16 protein-coding genes and 1 tRNA gene are annotated in these 17,963 nt (G+C 68.8%); 7 read left to right on the top strand and 10 right to left on the bottom strand.

Annotated elements, in window-relative coordinates; all coding sequences use genetic code 11:
- The first annotated feature begins 122 nt into the window (after positions 1 to 122).
- From ACSJJU_RS11275 to ACSJJU_RS11260, 4 genes are all read left to right on the top strand, one after another.
- Positions 123 to 1,493, top strand: a complete 1,371-nt coding sequence (locus tag ACSJJU_RS11275; protein ID WP_435915569.1) for a glutamate--cysteine ligase — start codon at positions 123 to 125, stop codon at positions 1,491 to 1,493.
- A 103-nt stretch (positions 1,494 to 1,596) separates the two neighbouring features.
- Positions 1,597 to 2,799, top strand: a complete 1,203-nt coding sequence (locus ACSJJU_RS11270; RefSeq protein WP_435915567.1) for a dipeptidase — start codon at positions 1,597 to 1,599, stop codon at positions 2,797 to 2,799.
- An 84-nt stretch (positions 2,800 to 2,883) separates the two neighbouring features.
- Positions 2,884 to 2,959 (top strand) — tRNA-Glu (locus tag ACSJJU_RS11265).
- 251 nt (positions 2,960 to 3,210) lie between these two features.
- Positions 3,211 to 3,924: a glutathione S-transferase N-terminal domain-containing protein gene (locus ACSJJU_RS11260; RefSeq protein WP_435915566.1), complete on the top strand. Its 714-nt coding sequence runs from the start codon at positions 3,211 to 3,213 to the stop codon at positions 3,922 to 3,924.
- A gap of 21 nt (positions 3,925 to 3,945) precedes the next feature.
- Here the strand turns inward: ACSJJU_RS11260 and ACSJJU_RS11255 are convergent, their stop codons facing one another.
- The 8 genes from ACSJJU_RS11255 to ACSJJU_RS11220 all read right to left on the bottom strand — a co-directional run bounded on the left by ACSJJU_RS11255 (position 3,946) and on the right by ACSJJU_RS11220 (position 12,820).
- Entirely contained in the window at positions 3,946 to 4,449 is a 504-nt protein-coding gene (locus ACSJJU_RS11255; protein WP_435915565.1) for an OmpA family protein, read from the bottom strand.
- 15 nt (positions 4,450 to 4,464) lie between these two features.
- Complete coding sequence (locus tag ACSJJU_RS11250; RefSeq protein WP_435915563.1) at positions 4,465 to 5,736, bottom strand: diguanylate cyclase domain-containing protein; 1,272 nt, start codon at positions 5,734 to 5,736, stop codon at positions 4,465 to 4,467.
- Positions 5,733 to 6,146, bottom strand: a complete 414-nt coding sequence (locus ACSJJU_RS11245; RefSeq protein WP_435915562.1) for a YfiR family protein — start codon at positions 6,144 to 6,146, stop codon at positions 5,733 to 5,735. The genes ACSJJU_RS11250 and ACSJJU_RS11245 overlap by 4 nt, the downstream gene beginning before the upstream one ends.
- A 374-nt stretch (positions 6,147 to 6,520) precedes the next feature.
- A complete protein-coding gene (hutG, locus tag ACSJJU_RS11240) occupies positions 6,521 to 7,336 on the bottom strand; it encodes an N-formylglutamate deformylase (protein ID WP_435915561.1) in 816 nt (271 codons plus the stop codon).
- Complete coding sequence (hutH, locus tag ACSJJU_RS11235) at positions 7,333 to 8,877, bottom strand: histidine ammonia-lyase (protein ID WP_435915560.1); 1,545 nt, start codon at positions 8,875 to 8,877, stop codon at positions 7,333 to 7,335. Before hutH ends, hutG begins: the two co-directional genes overlap by 4 nt.
- 6 nt (positions 8,878 to 8,883) lie before the next feature.
- Positions 8,884 to 10,557, bottom strand: coding sequence for a urocanate hydratase (gene hutU / locus ACSJJU_RS11230; protein WP_435915559.1), 1,674 nt, complete (start codon positions 10,555 to 10,557; stop codon positions 8,884 to 8,886).
- 141 nt (positions 10,558 to 10,698) lie between these two features.
- Positions 10,699 to 11,397, bottom strand: a complete 699-nt coding sequence (gene hutC / locus ACSJJU_RS11225) for a histidine utilization repressor (RefSeq protein ID WP_435915558.1) — start codon at positions 11,395 to 11,397, stop codon at positions 10,699 to 10,701.
- A gap of 46 nt (positions 11,398 to 11,443) precedes the next feature.
- Entirely contained in the window at positions 11,444 to 12,820 is a 1,377-nt protein-coding gene (locus ACSJJU_RS11220; RefSeq protein WP_435915557.1) for a formimidoylglutamate deiminase, read from the bottom strand.
- An 86-nt stretch (positions 12,821 to 12,906) separates the two neighbouring features.
- Between ACSJJU_RS11220 and hutI the strand changes: the two genes are divergently transcribed.
- Positions 12,907 to 14,178, top strand: coding sequence for an imidazolonepropionase (hutI, locus tag ACSJJU_RS11215; RefSeq protein ID WP_435915556.1), 1,272 nt, complete (start codon positions 12,907 to 12,909; stop codon positions 14,176 to 14,178).
- A 32-nt stretch (positions 14,179 to 14,210) separates the two neighbouring features.
- Here hutI and ACSJJU_RS11210 read toward each other — a convergent pair whose 3' ends face one another.
- Positions 14,211 to 14,663 (bottom strand): hypothetical protein, encoded by a 453-nt coding sequence (locus ACSJJU_RS11210; protein ID WP_435915555.1) that lies wholly within the window; start codon positions 14,661 to 14,663, stop codon positions 14,211 to 14,213.
- A 94-nt stretch (positions 14,664 to 14,757) separates the two neighbouring features.
- Complete coding sequence (locus tag ACSJJU_RS11205) at positions 14,758 to 15,036, bottom strand: hypothetical protein (protein ID WP_435915553.1); 279 nt, start codon at positions 15,034 to 15,036, stop codon at positions 14,758 to 14,760.
- Positions 15,037 to 15,427: 391 nt separating this feature from the next.
- Between ACSJJU_RS11205 and ACSJJU_RS11200 the strand changes: the two genes are divergently transcribed.
- Complete coding sequence (locus ACSJJU_RS11200; RefSeq protein ID WP_435915552.1) at positions 15,428 to 16,768, top strand: erythromycin esterase family protein; 1,341 nt, start codon at positions 15,428 to 15,430, stop codon at positions 16,766 to 16,768.
- 14 nt (positions 16,769 to 16,782) lie between these two features.
- A complete protein-coding gene (locus ACSJJU_RS11195; RefSeq protein ID WP_435915550.1) occupies positions 16,783 to 17,958 on the top strand; it encodes a CBS domain-containing protein in 1,176 nt (391 codons plus the stop codon).
- Positions 17,959 to 17,963: the final 5 nt, after the last annotated feature.

Here is a 17,963-nt window from a genome sequence, read left to right as displayed (position 1 = left end):
GCGTGAAAATGGGGCCGGCCGGTGCTCGTGGTCGATGGCCCGTGACAATGCGTTCTCAAAGCGAAAACAAACAAGCAATTCCATGCCTTGTGAAGGCAAAAAAAGTTGAGTAGGCCTCGGCCATGAGCACACGGGTGACCAGCAGCGACGATGAACGGACTCTCGAGTCCAGGGCAACCCTGGCCGAGTACCTGGCTTCGGGGTCCAAGCCGGAAAGCGGCTGGAGTCTCGGGACGGAGCACGAGAAGTTCGTATACAAAACCAACGACTTGCGCCCGCCCCGCTATGACGAGCCGGGCGGCATCCGCGACATCCTCGCCGGTCTTGCCGCCCTCGGCTGGGAGCCGATCGAGGAAGGCGGCAACGTCATCGCGCTGAAGCAGGGGAGCGCGTCCGTCAGCCTGGAGCCGGGCGGACAGCTGGAGCTGTCCGGCGCGCCCGTGGAAACAGTGCACGACACCTTCGCGGAGCTGAACCGCCATCTGGAGGAATGCCGCACGGTCGGCCAGTCGGCGGGCGTCGGCTATCTGGGTCACGGCTTCATTCCCAACCGCCGCCGCGAGGAAATGCCGGTCATGCCCAAGGGCCGGTACCGGATCATGATGAACTACATGCCCAAGGTCGGCACGCTCGGCCTCGACATGATGTTCCGCACCTCCACCGTGCAGGTGAATCTGGATTTCGGCTCCGAAGCCGACATGGTGAAGAAGTTCCGCGTCAGCCTGGCCTTGCAGCCGGTGGCGACCGCGCTTTTCGCCAACTCGCCGTTCACGGAAGGCAAGCCCAACGGCTTCCTCTCCTACCGCAGCCACATCTGGACGGACACGGACCCCGACCGCACCGGCATGTTGCCCTTCGTGTTCGAGGACGGCTTCGGCTTCGAGCGTTACGCCGACTACATGCTCGACGTGCCCATGTATTTCGTGTTCCGCGACGGGCAGTACATCGACGTGGCGGGCCAGTCGTTCCGCGACTTCCTGGAGGGCCGCCTTGCCGCCCTGCCGGGCGAGCGCCCGACGCTGGCGGACTGGAAGGACCACCTCTCCACCGCCTTCCCCGAGGTGCGCCTCAAGACCTTCCTCGAAATGCGCGGGGCGGACAGCGGCCCCGCCGATCGCATCACCGCCCTGCCTGCCCTCTGGGTCGGCCTGCTCTACGATGCTGCCGCGCTCGACGCTGCCTGGGATCTGGCGAAGGACTGGACCATCGAGGAGCATGAGCAGCTGCGCCGCGATGTGCCGCGCCTCGGCCTCAAGACGCCGTTCCGCGGCGGCACCCTCGCCGATGTGGCGCGCCGGACTCTGGCAATCGCCGAGGGCGGCCTCAAGGCCCGCAAGCGCCTGAATGCCCGCGGCGAGGACGAAACGGTGCACCTCGCCGCGCTGCACGAGATTGCCGAGAGCGGCATTACCCCGGCCGAGCGGCTGCTGGAGGCCTACCATGGCCGCTGGCAAGGCGACGTGACGCGCCTCTTCGCCGAAGAAAGCTTCTGATTTTCCCGGGTCACCCCCCACCCGTTCGGGGGGCCTGCGACTTGGCAGCGGGAATCGCCCCCGGTAGGCTCCCGCCCCAGGCTCATGCGCGCAACAGGGGGAGATGCGTGTGACACGGGGACGGAGGATTGCGCTGGCGGCCTTCGGCGGACTGGTGGCGCTGGGGCTGGCCGGTTTTTTTGGCATTCTGCCCGGCTGGTATGACCGGCATGTCAACCGCCTCATCGACGCCCCGCCGCCCCCGGCCAGCGGCGCGGCCGCCGCGCTGCACCAGCGCCTGACGATCGTTGATCTGCACGCCGACCCGCTGCTGTGGAACCGCGACCTGCTCCGGCGCAGCGCCCACGGCCACATCGACCTCGAACGGCTTGAGGACGGCAATGTGGCGCTTCAGGTGTTCTCCTCCGTCACCAAATCGCCGCGCGGCCTCAACTACGACCGCAACGCCGGGGACACGGACAACATCACCCTGCTCTCCATCGCCCAGTTGCAGCCGGTGCGCACCTGGGGCTCGCTGCTTGAGCGCTCCCTTTATCATGCGGAGAAGCTGCACCGCTTCGCGGACGGCTCCGGCGGGCGCCTGGTGGTGATCCGCACCCGCGCCGACCTGGACCGGCTGCTGGCCGAGCGGGCGGCGGGCAAGCCGGTTGTGGGCGCGCTCCTTTCCGTCGAGGGGCTGCACGATCTGGAGGGCCGGTTCGAGAACCTCAAGAGGCTCCATGACGCGGGCTACCGCATGGCCAGCCCCACCCACTTCTTCGACAACGAGGTGGCAGGCTCGGTGCATGGCGAGCGCAAGGGCGGGCTGACGCCGCTCGGCCGCCGGGTGATTCGGGAAATGGAGCGGCTCGGCATGGTGGTGGACGTGGCCCACGCCAGCCACGCCACCATCGCCGACGTGCTGGCCATGGCGCAAAAACCGGTGGTCTTTTCCCACGGCGGGGTGAAGGCCACCTGCGACACCAACCGCAACCTGACGGACGCGGAGATCCGGGGCATCGCCGCCACCGGCGGCGTGGTCGCCATCGGCTACTGGGACGCCGCCATCTGCGACGCGTCGCTCGACGGCATCCTCCGCGCCATCCTCCATGTGCGCGACCTGGCGGGCATCGACCATGTGGCGCTGGGATCGGACTGGGACGGGGCCGTGACCACCGTGCTGGATTCCGCTGGCATCTCGGCGCTGACGGCCGGTCTCGTGCGCGCCGGGCTCAGCGAGGAAGACATCGCCAAGGTCATGGGCGGCAACGCCGTGCGCGTGCTGCGGCAGGCGCTTCCGCAGGGCCGGGGCGACCCCGCACCGTGAAATGTGCATCCCTGCAAATTTGTGTGGAAGAGGCGCTTGACAGCAACCCCCATCCCCCGTACACGACGCCCATCGTCTTAGCGCGCCCCGTTCGTCTAGCGGCCTAGGACGCGGCCCTCTCACGGCTGAAACAGGGGTTCGATTCCCCTACGGGGCGCCAATTTCCTCCCGATATTCCAGGAAATTCCGCGCAGAAAAAATTCTGCTCACAGGGAATTTTTGCGCGCTCTTGGCCAGAAACGGTGGCGCCGCTCCGGTTGGTCCCGAGACGACGCCTCAACCATGAAGGCGCCCGCCAGCATAGACGCATTTATTGGTTGGAGGGCGCTCGCCCCCCGAACCGGCCCAGGTTGATTATCGGCCCTCGGCCCCATACCCTCGTGGTCCCTTCACGGACCGGGAGCCCGCGCCATGACCGATCTTTCCGCCTTTCCCGTCACCCGGCGGTGGCCGGCCCGGCACCCGGACCGGCTCCAGCTCTATTCGCTGCCCACGCCCAACGGCGTGAAGGTCTCCATCATGCTGGAGGAAATCGGCCTGCCCTACGAGGTGCACCGCATCGACATCTCGGCCGGCGAGAGCAGGCTGCCGGAATTTCCCGCGCTCAACCCCAACGGCAAGATCCCGGCGATCCTCGACCCCGATGGCCCCGGCGGCAAACCGTTCGGCCTGTTCGAATCCGGCGCGATCCTGATGTATCTCGCCGACAAGACCGGCCAGTTGCTGCCCGCGGACCCGGCCCGGCGCTGGGAGACCATTCAGTGGGTGTTTTTCCAGATGGCGGCCATTGGCCCCATGTTCGGCCAGGTGGGCTATTTCCACAAATTCGACGGCCGCGCCCTTGAGGACAAGCGCCCGCTGGAGCGGTACGTCGCCGAGTCCCGCCGCCTCCTCGGCGTGCTGGACGAGCGGCTGAAGGATCGCCCGTGGATCATGGGCGAGGACTATTCGATTGCCGACATCTCCATGCTCGGCTGGGTGCGCAACCTTGTGGGCTTCTACGAGGCGGGCGCGCTTGTGGACTTCGCCCGCTTCGCCCACGTGGGGCGCTGGCTGGAGGCGGGGCTGGCGCGACCCGCCGTGCAGCGCGGGCTCACCATCCCGCCAAGCCCCTCCGCCTCCTGACGGGCGGATCGGCCCCCGGCCTCAGTGGCCGATGGTGCCGCCAACAATGATGGTGACGCGCCGGTTCTCGCGCCGGTTTTCCTCGGTGGTGTTGGGTACGATCGGATAGCGCGAACCCAGCCCCTCGACCCGCAGGTTCTGGCGCGGCATGCCGGCCTCGGCCATTGCCCCGGCGACGGACTCGGCGCGCTCGCGGGAGAGCTTGTCATTGAACGCCGCCCGGCCCGTGTCGTCCGTATGCCCCTCGACGCGGGCCGCATTGATCTGCACGCCGAGCAGCACGCGGGTCAGCCGGCGGATTGCCTCGCGCTGATCCTCCTTCAGACGGCTGTCATTCAGGTCGAACAGCAGCTTGTCGTTTATGCTGAACATCCACCCGTCGTCCGTCTCGACGAAGCCTTCGGCCTTCAGCGTTGCAATCTGCTCCGGGGTCAGCCCGTGTTTGACAGGCGTGGTCTGACAGGCTGCCAGCAGGAAGCAGCACAGAACAAAACCGGTCAACCGCTTGAACAAAGACAACACCATACCTCTCCGTCAGACTTACACGGGATTTACATCTGCGCCCGGCCCTCCTGCACGCCGCCGGGACCGCTTCGCCTCGTACATCGCCTTGTCCGCCGCGTCGAGCAGGGCTTCCTCGTCGCCGCAGGGGTCGGGGAAGAAGGCCATGCCGATGCTGACCGAAGCCGTGATGTCGCTGCCATCGGGCAGACGAATCGGCTCGGCCATGGCCTCCAGCAGCCGGTCCGCCAGCGTTTGGGCCTCCGCCGGGGAGTCGAGCGGCGCCAGGAGAATGGCGAACTCGTCGCCGCCAAGGCGGGCCGCCAGATGGGCGTCACCCAGCAGTTTCGTGATCCGTGCGCCGATCTCCGCCAGTACAGCGTCGCCGCAGGCATGGCCGAGCTGGTCATTGATTGCCTTGAAGTCGTTGCAGTCCATGAACAGCAGCGCCACCTGGCCGCCCGTCTCCCGCCCCTGACTCACCGCCTGACGCAGACTGGCCTCGAAGCGCACCCGGTTGGACAGGCCCGTCAGGCTGTCATGCAGGGCGAGGTGGGCAAGGGATTCATTCTCCTGCCGAAGCTTCTCCCCCCAGGCCTGCAGCTCCGCCAGCAGGGCGTTGAAGTCATCCGCTAGCGCGCTGATCTCGGCGATGGACGACGCCGGCACGCGCCGGTTGAACGTCCGATTGACCCGCACCGAGTGGGCAACCGCCGTCAGGTGCAGCAGCGGCCGCACGATTGTGTTCTGAAGCCGCCGGGAGAGGATCAAGGCGGTGATGGCGCTGAACACGAGGCAGGCGAGCGCGCCGGCGACGGCAACCACCACGTAGCGCAGCAGGCCGCCCGCGTCGCCGCGCAGATGCACCTCCGCAATCTTCTGATCCTGATGGGAGACCGGCACCACCACCGGGTCGGGGAAGATGATCCCGTTCATCCACTGGCGAAGCCGGTGTCCCGCGCCCGCGTCGGGACGCTGCCAGCGCCACAGCGTGCGCCCGTCGCTGAGAATGATCGCGATTTCCGTGATCCCTTCGCGGCTGATGGTGGGCGCGAGCGCCTCGGCCAGGGCGACCTCGTCGTTGAACACCGTGGCGGCCTCGGCCGTATAGCTGGCGGACTGGCCGATCAGCGCGAGGTTGTCGAGCGCGTAGGAGCGGATGACCGCAAAGCCCGCCAGCAGCACGGCCAGCCCCGCCAGAGCCGCCGACACCAGCGTCACGCGCAGGTGCAGGCGGCGCATCACATCACGCAGCCGGGGCTGCTCCTGTGAGCGCGACGAGGCAGCGCGGGGTGTCTTGCGGTATTTCATGGCCGGTCTGCCCTGTAGCCCAGCAGCAGCACCTTCGGGTCCACCCGAAGCCCGCTGCGCGCAACCGCATCGATGTTGAGATCGAAGGAGATCCGCTTCTCCGCGAACCGCAGGCAGAACATGCTGCCGCTCCGGCAGAGCGGGTCATGCTCGCGCAGGGTCAGCAGCGGTTGGGTGAGGAGGCGGAGCTTGTCCTGCTCCTCCGCGCTGATCTCGCCGATATAGGCCGCATGGCAGCCCGCCATGGCCTCCGCATCGACCCTGGCAACCGGGCGCAGGCGCAAGGCCCGCCCCGGCGTCTGGGGAAGGGCCGTCTCAAGGCCCTGACCGTGGCGCAGCGTCCCGATGAGGCAGACCTCCAGAACGGCGGGTTCTTCCGGCCATTTCGTATAACTGATGATCCCTCGCACGACGCGCGCAAGCCTTGCACTGTCAACGACGATGGACGGGTCGGGCGTCGCGGCGCCCTGCGCGATGGTATGGGCCAGGGCGGCACCCGCCTCAAAGCGGGGCGCCGGCAGGCCTGTGCAGAGAAGCACAGCGCAGAGAAGCGATACAGCGCTAACTCTCAAGCCCCTCGTCCTTGATTGTTGGTCAACGCCGAAACGGACCACCAGGAAGTCTTGACGGAATGTCGGACGTCCCATGCCGGAGAGTAGTCAACAAAAAGTTAAACCACTCTCCCCCCGGCGGACTTATCCCGGCTGAAAAATCAACGGTATAACCCGAATCATTACTCGGGTTTGATCACCGCGGCAACCGTTTCACACGGCAACAACCGGCGTCAGGCCGTTCCTCCTCCCGCAAACCGGCGCGCACCCTCGACGGCCACACGCAGCAGCTGCTCGATCACGGCGCGCGCGGGCTCGGCCCGGTCCGCATCCCACAGCGACGGCCGGTTTTGCTCCATGTAGGCGGACTGGGCCAGCTCCAGCTGCACGGCGATGATGCCCTCCTCCGGGCGGCCATAATGGCGGGTGATGTAGCCGCCCTTGAAACGGCCGTCGAGCACGGCGGTAAACCCTTCCGCCCGCGCCGCCACCGCCAGCAGGGCCTCGGCGATCTCCGCCGGGCAGGCTGTGCCGCCGCCGGTTCCCAGATTGAAATCCGGCAGACGCCCCTCGAACAGCACCGGCACCTCGGCGCGGATCGAATGGGCGTCCCACAGCACGGCAAAGCCGTGGCGCGCCTTGAGCGCCGCCAGCGTCGCGGCCAGCCGGTCGTGGTAGGGCTTCCAGTAGGTCTCCACCCGCGCCGCGATTTCCGCCGTCCCCGGTTCGTCGCCGGGGGCGTAGAGCGGTTCGTCGTTGAAGGTGATGAGCGGGCACAGGCCGGTCTCCCGCTGGCCGGGGTAGAGCAGGCCGCCGTCCGTCGGCCGGTTGAGATCGACCACGTAACGGGAAAAATTGGCCTTGAGCACGCTCGCGCCCATGGCGCTGGCGAAGGCGTAGAGCTTCTCCACATGCCAGTCCGTATCCGGCACGGCGCGGGCGGGCGGGCTCAGGCGCCGCGCGATCGGCTCCGGCAGGGCCGCGCCCGCGTGCGGAATGCTCACGAGCAGCGGCAGCGAGCCTTCGGAAAATTCATAAACCCGCGTCATGCCACTGCTCCGGTTGAGGGCAACAGGGAAGCGACCCAGCGGTTGAACGCGCCCTCCAGCACCCAGGCGCGGCCTGCGTCGATGTCCGGCTTGAAGTAGCGGTCCGCGTCATAGTGGGCGACGCGCCCGCGCACCAGCGCCACCGCCTCCTCCAGCGGGGTGGAGGAGGTCATCGGCCGGTGGAACTCGATGCCCTGCACCGCCGCGATCAGCTCGATGCCGATGACGGTGGCGCTGTTCTCCGCCATGTCCCGGAGCCGCCGGGCGGCGAAGGTCGCCATGCTCACGTGATCCTCCTGATTGGCGGAGGTGGGAATGGTATCAACGCTCGCCGGGTGCGCCAGCGTCTTGTTTTCCGAGGCCAGCGCGGCCGCCGTCACCTGCGCGATCATGAAGCCGGAGTTGACGCCGCTGTGCTCGACGAGGAAGGCGGGCAGGCCACTCATCTTCGGGTCCACCAGAATGGCGAGGCGGCGCTCGGAGAGGTTGGCGATTTCCGCCAGCGCAACCGCCAGAAAATCCGCCGCGAACGCCACCGGCTCGGCGTGGAAATTGCCGCCCGAGAGCGCCTCCAGGTCTTCCGCGAAAATCAGCGGATTGTCGGTGACCGCATTGGCCTCCCGCTCCAGCACCCCGGCGGCGTGGCGCAGTGTGTCCAGCACCGCGCCCATCACCTGCGGCTGGCAGCGCAGCGAATAGGGGTCCTGCACCCGCTCGCAATTGCGGTGGGAGTCGCGGATGAGGCTTCCCGCCAGCAGCGCGCGATAGGCCGCCGCCACGTCCCGCTGCCCGGGCTGGCCGCGAAGCGCATGGATGCGGTCGTCGAACGGCACGTCGCTGCCCTTCAGCGCATCGACGCTGAGCGCGCCCGCCACCACTGCGGCGGCGAACACGTTCTCCGCCAGGAACAGCCCGGCCAGCCCCAGCGCCGTTGACGCCTGGGTGCCGTTGATGAGCGCGAGCCCTTCCTTGGGACCGAGCGTCATGGGGGCGAGCCCCGCCAGCGCCAGCCCCTTGCGGGCGGAGAAAATCTCGCCCCGGTGCATCAGCGCGCCCTCGCCCAGCAGCACGGACGCCATGTGCGCCAGCGGCGCAAGGTCGCCCGAGGCCCCGACCGACCCCTTGGAGGGAATGACCGGATAGACCTGCGCGTTCACCAGCGCGATGAGCGCGTCCACCGTCTCCGGGCGCACGCCGGAGTGGCCGCGCGCCAGCCCGATGATTTTCAGAACCAAGAGCAGCCGCACCACCGCCTCCGGCAGCGCCTCGCCGACACCGGTGCAGTGGGAGAAAATCAGGTTGCGTTGCAGCGCTTCCAGTTCGTCATCCGCAATGCGCGTCTGGGCGAGAAGGCCGAAGCCGGTGTTGATGCCGTAGACCGGCTTGCCCTTGGCGAGAATATCGCCGATCGCCTGACAGCTTGCCGCCAGCCGCTCCCGCGTCTCCGGGCGCAGCGCGATCCGGACCGGCCCCTCGTAAATCCGCCGCAGCGTGGCGAGGTCCACCGCACCCGGCTCAAGAAACAGCACATCGTCACGCATGGCACGTCAGTCTTTCAGCATCGGGAGATTGAGGCCGTGTTCGCGGGCGCAGGCGATGGCCTCGCTGTAGCCCGCGTCCGCATGGCGCATCACGCCCGTGGCGGGATCGTTCCACAGCACGCGCTCCAGCCGCCGCGCCGCCTCGGGCGTGCCGTCGCACACGATCACCATGCCCGCGTGCTGCGAGAAGCCCATGCCGACGCCGCCGCCATGATGCAGCGACACCCACGTCGCCCCGCTCGCGGTGTTGAGCAGCGCGTTGAGCAGCGGCCAGTCGGAGACGGCGTCGGAGCCGTCCTGCATCGCCTCGGTCTCGCGGTTGGGGCTGGCGACGGAGCCGGAGTCCAGATGGTCCCGCCCGATGACGACCGGCGCCTTCAATTCGCCTTTCGCCACCATTTCGTTGAAGGTGAGCCCCAGCCGGTGGCGCTGCCCCAGCCCCACCCAGCAGATGCGCGCGGGCAGGCCCTGATAGGCAATGCGCTCGCCCGCCATGTCCAGCCAGCGGTGGAGGTGCGGATCATCGGGAATCAGCTCCTTCACCTTGGCGTCGGTTTTCGCGATGTCCTCCGGGTCGCCCGACAGCGCCGCCCAGCGGAACGGCCCCACGCCCCGGCAGAACAGCGGGCGGATGTAGGCGGGCACGAAGCCCGGAAAATCGAAGGCGTTCCCGACGCCCGCTTCCAGCGCCATCTGGCGGATGTTGTTGCCGTAGTCGAACACCGGCACGCCCATCTTCTGGAACGCCAGCATCGCCTCCACATGCACGCCGATGGACCGGATCGCCGCCACCCGCACCGCCTGCGGGTCGCGCTCGCGCGCCTCCTGCCACTGCTCCACCGTCCAGCCCGCCGGCAGGTAGCCGTTGACCGGATCGTGTGCCGAGGTCTGGTCCGTCACCGCATCCGGGCGGATGCCCCGGCGCACCATTTCCGGCAGCACCTCCGCCGCGTTGCCGAGAAGGCCGATGGAAATGGCCCGGCCCTCCGCCTGCGCCCTGGCCAGAACGTCCAGCGCTTCATCCAGCGAGCGCACCGCCACGTCGAGGTAGCGCGTTTGCAGGCGCTTCTCGATGCGGCTCCACTGGCACTCAACCGCGATCATGCTGGCGCCCGCCATGGTCGCCGCCAGCGGCTGCGCGCCGCCCATGCCGCCAAGGCCCGCCGTCAGGATCCACCTGCCCGCCAGGTTACCGCCATAGTGCTGGCGGCCCATCTCGACGAAGGTCTCGTAGGTGCCCTGCACGATGCCCTGGCTGCCGATGTAGATCCACGAGCCCGCCGTCATCTGGCCGTACATCATCAGGCCCTTGCGATCGAGTTCGTGGAAGTGCTCCCACGTCGCCCAGTGCGGCACCAGATTGGAGTTGGCGATGAGCACGCGCGGCGCATCCGCATGGGTGCGGAACACGCCCACCGGCTTGCCGGACTGCACCAGCAGCGTCTCGTCATCCCCCAGCCGGCGCAGCGTCTCGACGATGCGGTCGAAACACTCCCAGTTCCGCGCCGCCCGGCCGATGCCGCCATAGACCACCAGTTCGTCCGGGTTCTCGGCCACCTCCGGGTCGAGGTTGTTCATCAGCATCCGCAGCGGCGCCTCGGTGAGCCACGACCGGGCGGAGAGCTCCGTGCCGCGCGGCGCGCGAACGGGACGGGCGTTGGACATGAGCCGGTGATGCATAGCCTGCTCCATACTTGTATAGACAGCTTGCGCGAAAGCTAACCCGCCTTCGCGAAGCTGGCAAGCGGCCGGGAGGCCATGGTCTGGATGTTTTTCCCCCGGAAGGGATGTGGCCCTCCCGCATTCACGCCCGCAACGCTGCTATGGTTTGAAGCGGCTGGAGAATTCGTAGCGCGAGCCGGGGTAGTAGAACCGCGAGTTGGTGGCGACCACGCCGCCGGACCAGGTGCGGCGCTGGAGCAGCAGGCAGGGCTCGCCCTCGGGCATCTTGAGCAGCCTGCGGATTTGCGCGGTGGGCATGACGGCGCGCAGGATGTGCTCCACCTCCTGAAGTGGCGCGACTTCGATGAGATACTGGTGCGCCGTCGTCCGGGTGAAATCGACGCTGAGGTAATCGGGCGCGATCGCCGGGTTCACGTAGCGGTCCTCCAGCTGCACCGGCAGGCCGTTTTCGCAGTGGACCATGAGGGAGTGGAAGACCTTGGCGCCCGGCCGCAACTGGAAGCTGGCGGCCACGTCGCCCTTCGGCTCCACCGCTTCCAGTTTCAGCACCTGCACGGCGTGTTCGTGGCCGCGCCCCCGGATTTCGTTGGCGATGTTGTGCACCTCGAGCGGGTGGGCGTGGGCGGTGCGGTCCGCCACGAAGGTGCCGACGCCCGCCACCCGCACCAGCAACCCCTCGTTGGTCAGCTCGCGCATGGCGCGGTTGACGGTCATGCGCGAGACGGAGAGCTGCTTCACCAGCTCGTTCTCCGACGGTACCCGGTGGCCCGAGGGCCACGCGCCCGAGCCGATGTGGCTCAGGATATGATCTTTGACCTTCTGGTATCGCGGCAGCATGGGCGGGGCATCTCCCGGTTTCCGTTACGCAACTCAGGCTTTCCTTTCAAGCGGATAGCAGCCGCCGCAGGGTCTGGCGATAGCGAACGGCGCTGGCCGCGTCATTCGGATGCCAGCCGTCGCGCACGCGCCACTGCCCGGCGACCATGACGTGGCGGATGGGGTTGGGTTGCCCCGCGAAAACGAGGGCATCAACCAGCGTGTCGCCCGTAAGGCAGGTGAGCGTGGGCGCGTCCAGGTCCAGCACCAGAAGGTCGGCGCGGCAACCGACGGCGATGCGCCCCATGGCGACGCCCGCCGCCTGCGCCCCGCCTTCCGCCGCCAGCCGCCACAGCCGCGCGCCGGTGTGCGGCTCCTGCGGGGTGGCGGAGACGTTGCGCTTTTGCAGGATGAGGCGCTGGCCATAGTCCAGCCAGCGCAGCTCTTCGCTGGCGGAGACGCTGATGTGGCTGTCGCTGCCGATGGCGATGCGCCCGCCCGCCGCCAGGTAAGGCGCCAGCGGGAAAAGGCCGTCGCCCAGGTTGGCCTCGGTTGTCGGGCAGAGTACGGCGACCGCGCCGGTTTTCGCCAGCGCCGCCGTTTCGCTGTCGCTCATGTGCGTGGCGTGAACGAGGCTCCACCCCTCCCCCACGGGCGCGTTGGCGAGCAGCCATTCAACCGGCCGCTGCCCCGTGGCGGCGCGGCACGCCTCCACCTCCCGCTGCTGTTCGGCGATGTGGATATGCAGCGGCCGCCCGGGCCGGGTCGCCAGCACCGCCAGCGTCTCGCGCAGCGCCTCGGGCGGCACGGCGCGCAGGCTGTGGAAGGCAACGCCCACCCGCGTGTGGGCCAGACGCTGCGCCAGCGCGTCAAGCTGCTCCACCAGCCGCAGAAAGCCGTCCGTCGTGTTCAGGAACCGGCGCTGGCGCTCGCCCGCCGGCACACCGCCGAAATCGCCGGTCTGGTAGAGCGTCGGCAGGTGGGTGAGGCCGATGCCCGTCTCCGCCGCCGCGGCAAAAATCGCTTCGGAGAGCGTGGTCGGCACGGCATAGGGCGCGCCGGTCTCGGCATGGTGCACGTAATGGAACTCGCACACCTGCGTGTAGCCCGCCTTCAGCATTTCCACGTAAAGCCGGCTGGCGATGGCGTGCAGATCCTCCGGGGTGATGCGCAGCGCCAGATCATACATGCGCTCGCGCCAGGTCCAGAAGCTGTCCTCCCCCGCGCCGCGCCATTCCGCCTGCCCGGCCATGGCCCGCTGGAACGCGTGGCTGTGGGCATTGCACAGGCCGGGGATGGCCGCGCCCCGCACCACCACGTCGCAGGGACTGGTGTTGTCCGCTTGCCGGATGGCCGTAATCATGCCGACGGAATCAATGGTGAGGGCCACATCGTCGCGCCAGCCTTCGGGCGTCAACACCCGTTCCAGACGAATGGTTGCCATGGATCACTCAGACACTATTATACCTGTATAGACAATGGGTAGCCGCTTGACGGACGGCAGGCAAGGCGCGAGCAGCACGGCACGGCATGAGCGACACGGCATTTCACGGCAGCGCGCCGTCCCCCGGCACCCGCTGGGAGCGGCTTCTGATCAACGTTCATCTCGCCACCATGGCGGAGACGGGCGCGCCCTATGGCGCGATCGAGAACGCCGCGCTGGCGATCAGCGGCCGGCGCATTGCCTGGATCGGGCCGATGGCGACGCTGGAGGCCAGCCGCAGGAACTGGCTTGCCCGGAAAATCGTCGATGGCGCGGGCCGCTGGGTCACGCCCGGTCTGATCGACTGCCACACCCACATCGTGCACGGCGGCAACCGGGCCCGGGAGTTCGAGCAGCGGCTGCAAGGCGCCTCCTACGAGGAGATCGCGCGCCGGGGCGGCGGCATTCTCTCCACGGTCAACGCCACCCGCGCCGCGAGCGTCGAGGAGCTGGTGGCGCAGAGCCTGCCGCGCGTGGAAGCGCTGCTGGCCGAGGGCGTCACCACGCTTGAAATCAAATCCGGCTACGGGCTCGATCTGGAGTCCGAGCGCAAGATGCTGCGCGCGGCGCGGCTGATCGGCGCGCATTTGCCGGTAACGGTCAAGACCACCTTCCTCGGCGCCCATGCCCTGCCGCCCGAATTCCGCGACGACCGCGCCGGTTATGTGCGCCTTGTCTGCGAGGACATGCTGCCGGTGCTTGCCGCCGAAGGTCTTGTCGATGCGGTCGATGCCTTTTGCGAGCGCATCGCCTTCACGGCGGAGGAAACCCGCCGGGTCTTCGAGGCCGCGAAAGATCTCGGCCTGCCGGTCAAGCTCCATGCCGAGCAGATCAGCGACATGGACGGGGCCAGCCTGGCGGCGGAGTTCGGCGCGCTGTCGGCGGATCATCTGGAACATGTGTCGCCGCGCGGCATCGCCGCCATGGCGCGGAGCGGCACGGTCGCGGTGCTGCTGCCGGGCGCCTTCTATTTCCTGCGGGAGGAAAAACTGCCGCCGGTCGCGGCGCTGCGGGACGCAGGCGTGCCGATCGCGATCGCAACGGACTGCAACCCCGGCACCTCCCCCCTCACCTCCCTGCTCATGGCAATGAACATGGCGTGCGTGCTGTTCCGCCTGACGCCGGAGGAAGCGCTGGCGGGCGTCACCCGCAACGCCGCGCGGGCGCTGGGGCTGAGTGGAAGCCACGGCGTGCTCGCGCCCGGATACCGGGCAGACCTGGTGATGTGGGACATCACGAGCCCGGCGGACCTCAGCTATCACGCCGGGTTCAACCCCTGCGCCGCCGTGGTGCACGGGGGCACGCGCGTGCGCGGATAACGCGGATCATCCGCCGCCCTTCTGGCGCCGCCCTACTGGCTCAGCGCCAGATAGACCAGAATAGCCGCCGCGACACAGGCCACCACCAGCACCATCCAGCGGGCGGAGGCGCGGCCCGCATCCCGCGTCGCCTCCCCGCCCGGGTTGCCGCGCGAGTCCGTGCCGGGCGCGTCGAGCGGGCCGGTATTTTCAGCCCGGCGCACCTCGTGAATTTCCTCGGGCGAGTGCGAGACGCCGCCCGCCTCGTCGTCGGTCCCCAGCGGCGCGGCGGCATGGTCGGGATAGTTGACCTTGTCGCCGGTGCGGCCGCTGTCGATATCGTGCTTCAACTGGGAGACCGTGCTGCCCCGGCGCTGCACCGGGTCGATGCGATCCTGCGGCACCCGGTCCTGCGGGGGCTGGTCCTGCGGGGGCTGGAACTGGCCCATCTGCCGGCCGCCTTGCCGGGTGTTCTCCGGCCCTCTGCCACGCGGCGTGGATGTCATGGCGCGCACTCCTTTCCCCCTGGATCGGGCCCCAGCTCCGGGCCCCAGCTCCGGGAACGAAGCGCCGGCGCGATGGTTGCCGACGGGGCGCGGCTCACGCCCCGGTGATGAGGTAGCCGATCGCGCCCGCGCCAATCGCCGCCAGCAGAAGGCCAAGCCACTTGCTGGCGTCGTCCTCCCGGTTCCGCCAGGGATTGTGCGCCCGGTCTTCCAGATCATCCTCCGCGGCGGTCTCCGGCACAGATGTCTCCGGGGAGGTGAGAGCGGTTTCGCGCGCCGTCTCGTCCGGGCAGCTGCCGCTGGACATGCCGTTTTCGGACATGCCGTTTTCCGTTTCGCCCAGCATCGGCGCATTCAGGATATTGGGAGACATGGGTCCCTCCTTTTCCCCTGTTGCTTGTCCTGCTGTGCCCCGGTTGTTTCTCCCATAAGACACCCTCTACGGGGGCCGAGCAAGCAGATGAAATTAGAATTATTAAAAACTGCTGCCGCCCGGTGAGCGCCCGCGGCCCCGCCTTGTCCGGCTGCGAAAAATCCCGCCCCCGCAAACGCTTATCGATACGCCCTGCCCGCTGCCGGACCGCCCGCGCCACGACCCTGTTCTCCAGTGTCCCGCAACGCCCGGCTCTCGGCCGTGCGGACAGGCGGCCAAAACCGGGACTCGGGGCCGGGACTCGGAACCGGGACGGGGTGCGGGACGCTGAGAAAAACAGGCGCGGGAACACGCGAAAAAAGAGCATGTGAAAAAGGAACACCCGGCTCCCATGGTCACAGCCGCTCACTCGCCGACACAAGCCCGGCTGGCCGAACTGGCCGAGGCGCTGTCGCGCGCGGCCGAGCCGCTGCCGGCGCTGGCCGACCCGGACTTCGGCGCGCCGTTCGCCCGCTTCGCGGACTGCCGCGTCGTCGCGCTGGGCGAGGCGACGCACGGCACGTCCGAATTCTATCGCGCCCGCGCGGCGATCACCCGGCACCTGATCGAGCACCACGGCTTTTCCATCGTCGCGGTGGAGGCGGACTGGCCGGACGCCGCCCGCATCGATGATTTCGTGCGCCACTGCGCCCGCGCCCCGGTGATGCGCCACGCCTTCGACCGCTTCCCCGCCTGGATGTGGCGCAATGCGGAGGTGGACGCTTTCATCCGCTGGCTGCGCCGGCACAATGCGGACCTGCCGGAGGCGGCCCGCGTCGAATTTCGCGGGCTGGATGTCTACAGCCTCTCCGCCTCCATCGACGCGGTGCTGCACTATCTCGACGCCCACGATCCGCCCGCCGCCGCCGAGGCGCGCCGCCGTTATGGCTGCCTGCATCCCTGGCAGGACGCGCCGGAGCGCTATGGCCGGGCCGTCCTCTCCGGCCGCAAGCCCTCGTGCGAGGACGAGGTGGTGGCGCAGCTTCAGGCGCTGCTGACCGAGCGGCTCCGCTCCTTCAGCGCCAACGGCGAGGCGTTTTTCGACGCGGCGCAGAACGCGCGCATCGTCCGCGCGGCGGAGCAGTATTACCGCCTCATGTACCTGGGCGGCGCGGAGAGCTGGAACCTGCGTGACCGCCACATGTTCGACACGCTCCGCCGCCTGCTCGACGCGCGCGGGCCGGAAGCGAAGGCGGTCGTGTGGGCGCACAACAGCCACATCGGCAACGCCTCCGCCACCGCCATGGGCTGGCAGGGCGAGTTCAACATCGGCGAGCTGTGCCGCACCGCCTTCGGGGACGCCTGCGCGCTCATCGGCTTCGGCACCGACCGGGGCACGGTGGCGGCGGCGAGCGACTGGGGCGCGCCGATGCAGATCATGGACGTGCGCCCCGCGCGGCCGGACAGCTACGAGGCAGCGTTCCGCGAGGCGAAGCGGCCCTGCGCGCTCACCGACTGGCGACGCGGCGCCGACGCCGGGGCGGCGCTGGCAGCGCTGCTGGCGATGCCGCGCCTCGGCCGCGCCATCGGCGTGATCTACCGGCCGGAGAGCGAGCGGGCCAGCCACTACTACGACGCCGTTCTGGCCGACCAGTTCGACGCCTTTGTCTGGTTCGAGGAAACCCGCGCCGTCGCGCCCCTGCCGGCGGGCCGGCCCCACGGCCTGCCCGACACCTATCCGTTCGGCGTGTGAGGGAGAGAGACACCATGCCCCTGTTTTCGCGGACACCCTTGTTCAAGGACCGTCAGGAAGCGGGCCACCGGCTCGGCTACGGCCTGCTGCACTACCGGCGGGAGCGCCCGCTGGTGCTCGCCCTGCCGCGCGGCGGCGTGCCGGTGGGGCTGGAGGTCGCCAACATTCTCGGCGCGGAGCTGGACGTGGTGCTGGTCCGCAAGCTGGGAGCCCCCGGCGCGCCCGAACTGGCGCTCGGCGCGGTGGTGGACGGCGAGCCGCCCCAGACCCTGCTCAACGAGGACGTGGTGCAGCTGCTGAAGCCGACGCCCGAGTACATCGCCGGCGTCACCGGCGCGGAAATCGCCGAGCTTGAGCGGCGGCGCGCCCTTTACCGCGAGGGCCGCCCGCCGCTGGAGGTGGCGGGCCGCACCATCATTCTGGTGGATGACGGCATCGCCACCGGCGCCACCGTGCGGGTCGTGCTGCGCGCGCTGCGTCAGGAGGGGGCGCGCAAGGTGGTGCTGGCGGTGCCGGTTGCCCCGCGCGAGGTGCTCGACGCGCTGGTGCCGGAGGCGGACGACATCGTCTGCCTCGGCTCGCCCGAGCCGTTCCAGGCGGTGGGGCTCGCCTACGAGCGCTTCGACCAGACCAGCGATGCCGAGGTCATTGCGGCGCTGGCCGCCGCCTCACCGCCCACCGTGCTCGGCGGAACCGTGCGCCCGCCAGCCGTTGAATCTGAATCCGCTGAGTCCGACTTCCCCCGAGCCCCAAGGAGACATCCCATGAAACTGGCCGACATCATGACCCGGGACGTGACCGTGGTCTCGCCCACCGACAGCGCCCGCCGCGCCGCCCAGGTGATGGACGAGCTGAACGTGGGCGTCCTGCCCGTCTGCGATGGAAGGCGCATCGTCGGCATGGTCACCGACCGCGACCTGACCATCCGCATCACCGCCCTCGGCAAGAACCCGGAACAGGCCCGGGTGGAAGACGCCATGTCCACCAACGTGCGCTGGTGCTTCGAGGACGAGGACGTGGAGGCGGTCATCCGCAAGATGGGTGACACCCAGATCCGCCGCCTGCCGGTGGTGGACCGGGACCATAACCTCGTGGGCATCGTCTCGCTCGGCGACGTCGCCACCAAGAGCGACGACGTGGCCGAGCAGGCGCTGGAGGACATCTCCGAGCCGTCCGAGCCGGATCGCTGACCGCC

Source organism: Pedomonas sp. V897 (assembly GCF_051304405.1).
Classification (GTDB): Bacteria; Pseudomonadota; Alphaproteobacteria; order Sphingomonadales; family Sphingomonadaceae; genus Pedomonas.
The sequence above is the reverse complement of the archived record's forward strand: the minus strand, read 5'-3'. Positions and strand labels throughout refer to the sequence as shown.

Coding starts and splice junctions, on each gene's coding strand:
- ACSJJU_RS11210 (WP_435915555.1), bottom strand. CDS start 14,663: ATGACATCCACGCCGCGTGGCAGAGGGCCGGAGAACACCCGGCAAGGC.
- ACSJJU_RS11205 (WP_435915553.1), bottom strand. CDS start 15,036: ATGTCTCCCAATATCCTGAATGCGCCGATGCTGGGCGAAACGGAAAAC.
- ACSJJU_RS11270 (WP_435915567.1), top strand. CDS start 1,597: ATGCGTGTGACACGGGGACGGAGGATTGCGCTGGCGGCCTTCGGCGGA.
- ACSJJU_RS11200 (WP_435915552.1), top strand. CDS start 15,428: ATGGTCACAGCCGCTCACTCGCCGACACAAGCCCGGCTGGCCGAACTG.
- ACSJJU_RS11275 (WP_435915569.1), top strand. CDS start 123: ATGAGCACACGGGTGACCAGCAGCGACGATGAACGGACTCTCGAGTCC.
- ACSJJU_RS11260 (WP_435915566.1), top strand. CDS start 3,211: ATGACCGATCTTTCCGCCTTTCCCGTCACCCGGCGGTGGCCGGCCCGG.
- hutC (WP_435915558.1), bottom strand. CDS start 11,397: ATGCTGCCGCGATACCAGAAGGTCAAAGATCATATCCTGAGCCACATC.
- ACSJJU_RS11255 (WP_435915565.1), bottom strand. CDS start 4,449: ATGGTGTTGTCTTTGTTCAAGCGGTTGACCGGTTTTGTTCTGTGCTGC.
- hutH (WP_435915560.1), bottom strand. CDS start 8,877: ATGCGTGACGATGTGCTGTTTCTTGAGCCGGGTGCGGTGGACCTCGCC.
- hutI (WP_435915556.1), top strand. CDS start 12,907: ATGAGCGACACGGCATTTCACGGCAGCGCGCCGTCCCCCGGCACCCGC.
- ACSJJU_RS11220 (WP_435915557.1), bottom strand. CDS start 12,820: ATGGCAACCATTCGTCTGGAACGGGTGTTGACGCCCGAAGGCTGGCGC.
- hutG (WP_435915561.1), bottom strand. CDS start 7,336: ATGACGCGGGTTTATGAATTTTCCGAAGGCTCGCTGCCGCTGCTCGTG.
- ACSJJU_RS11195 (WP_435915550.1), top strand. CDS start 16,783: ATGCCCCTGTTTTCGCGGACACCCTTGTTCAAGGACCGTCAGGAAGCG.
- hutU (WP_435915559.1), bottom strand. CDS start 10,557: ATGCATCACCGGCTCATGTCCAACGCCCGTCCCGTTCGCGCGCCGCGC.
- ACSJJU_RS11250 (WP_435915563.1), bottom strand. CDS start 5,736: ATGAAATACCGCAAGACACCCCGCGCTGCCTCGTCGCGCTCACAGGAG.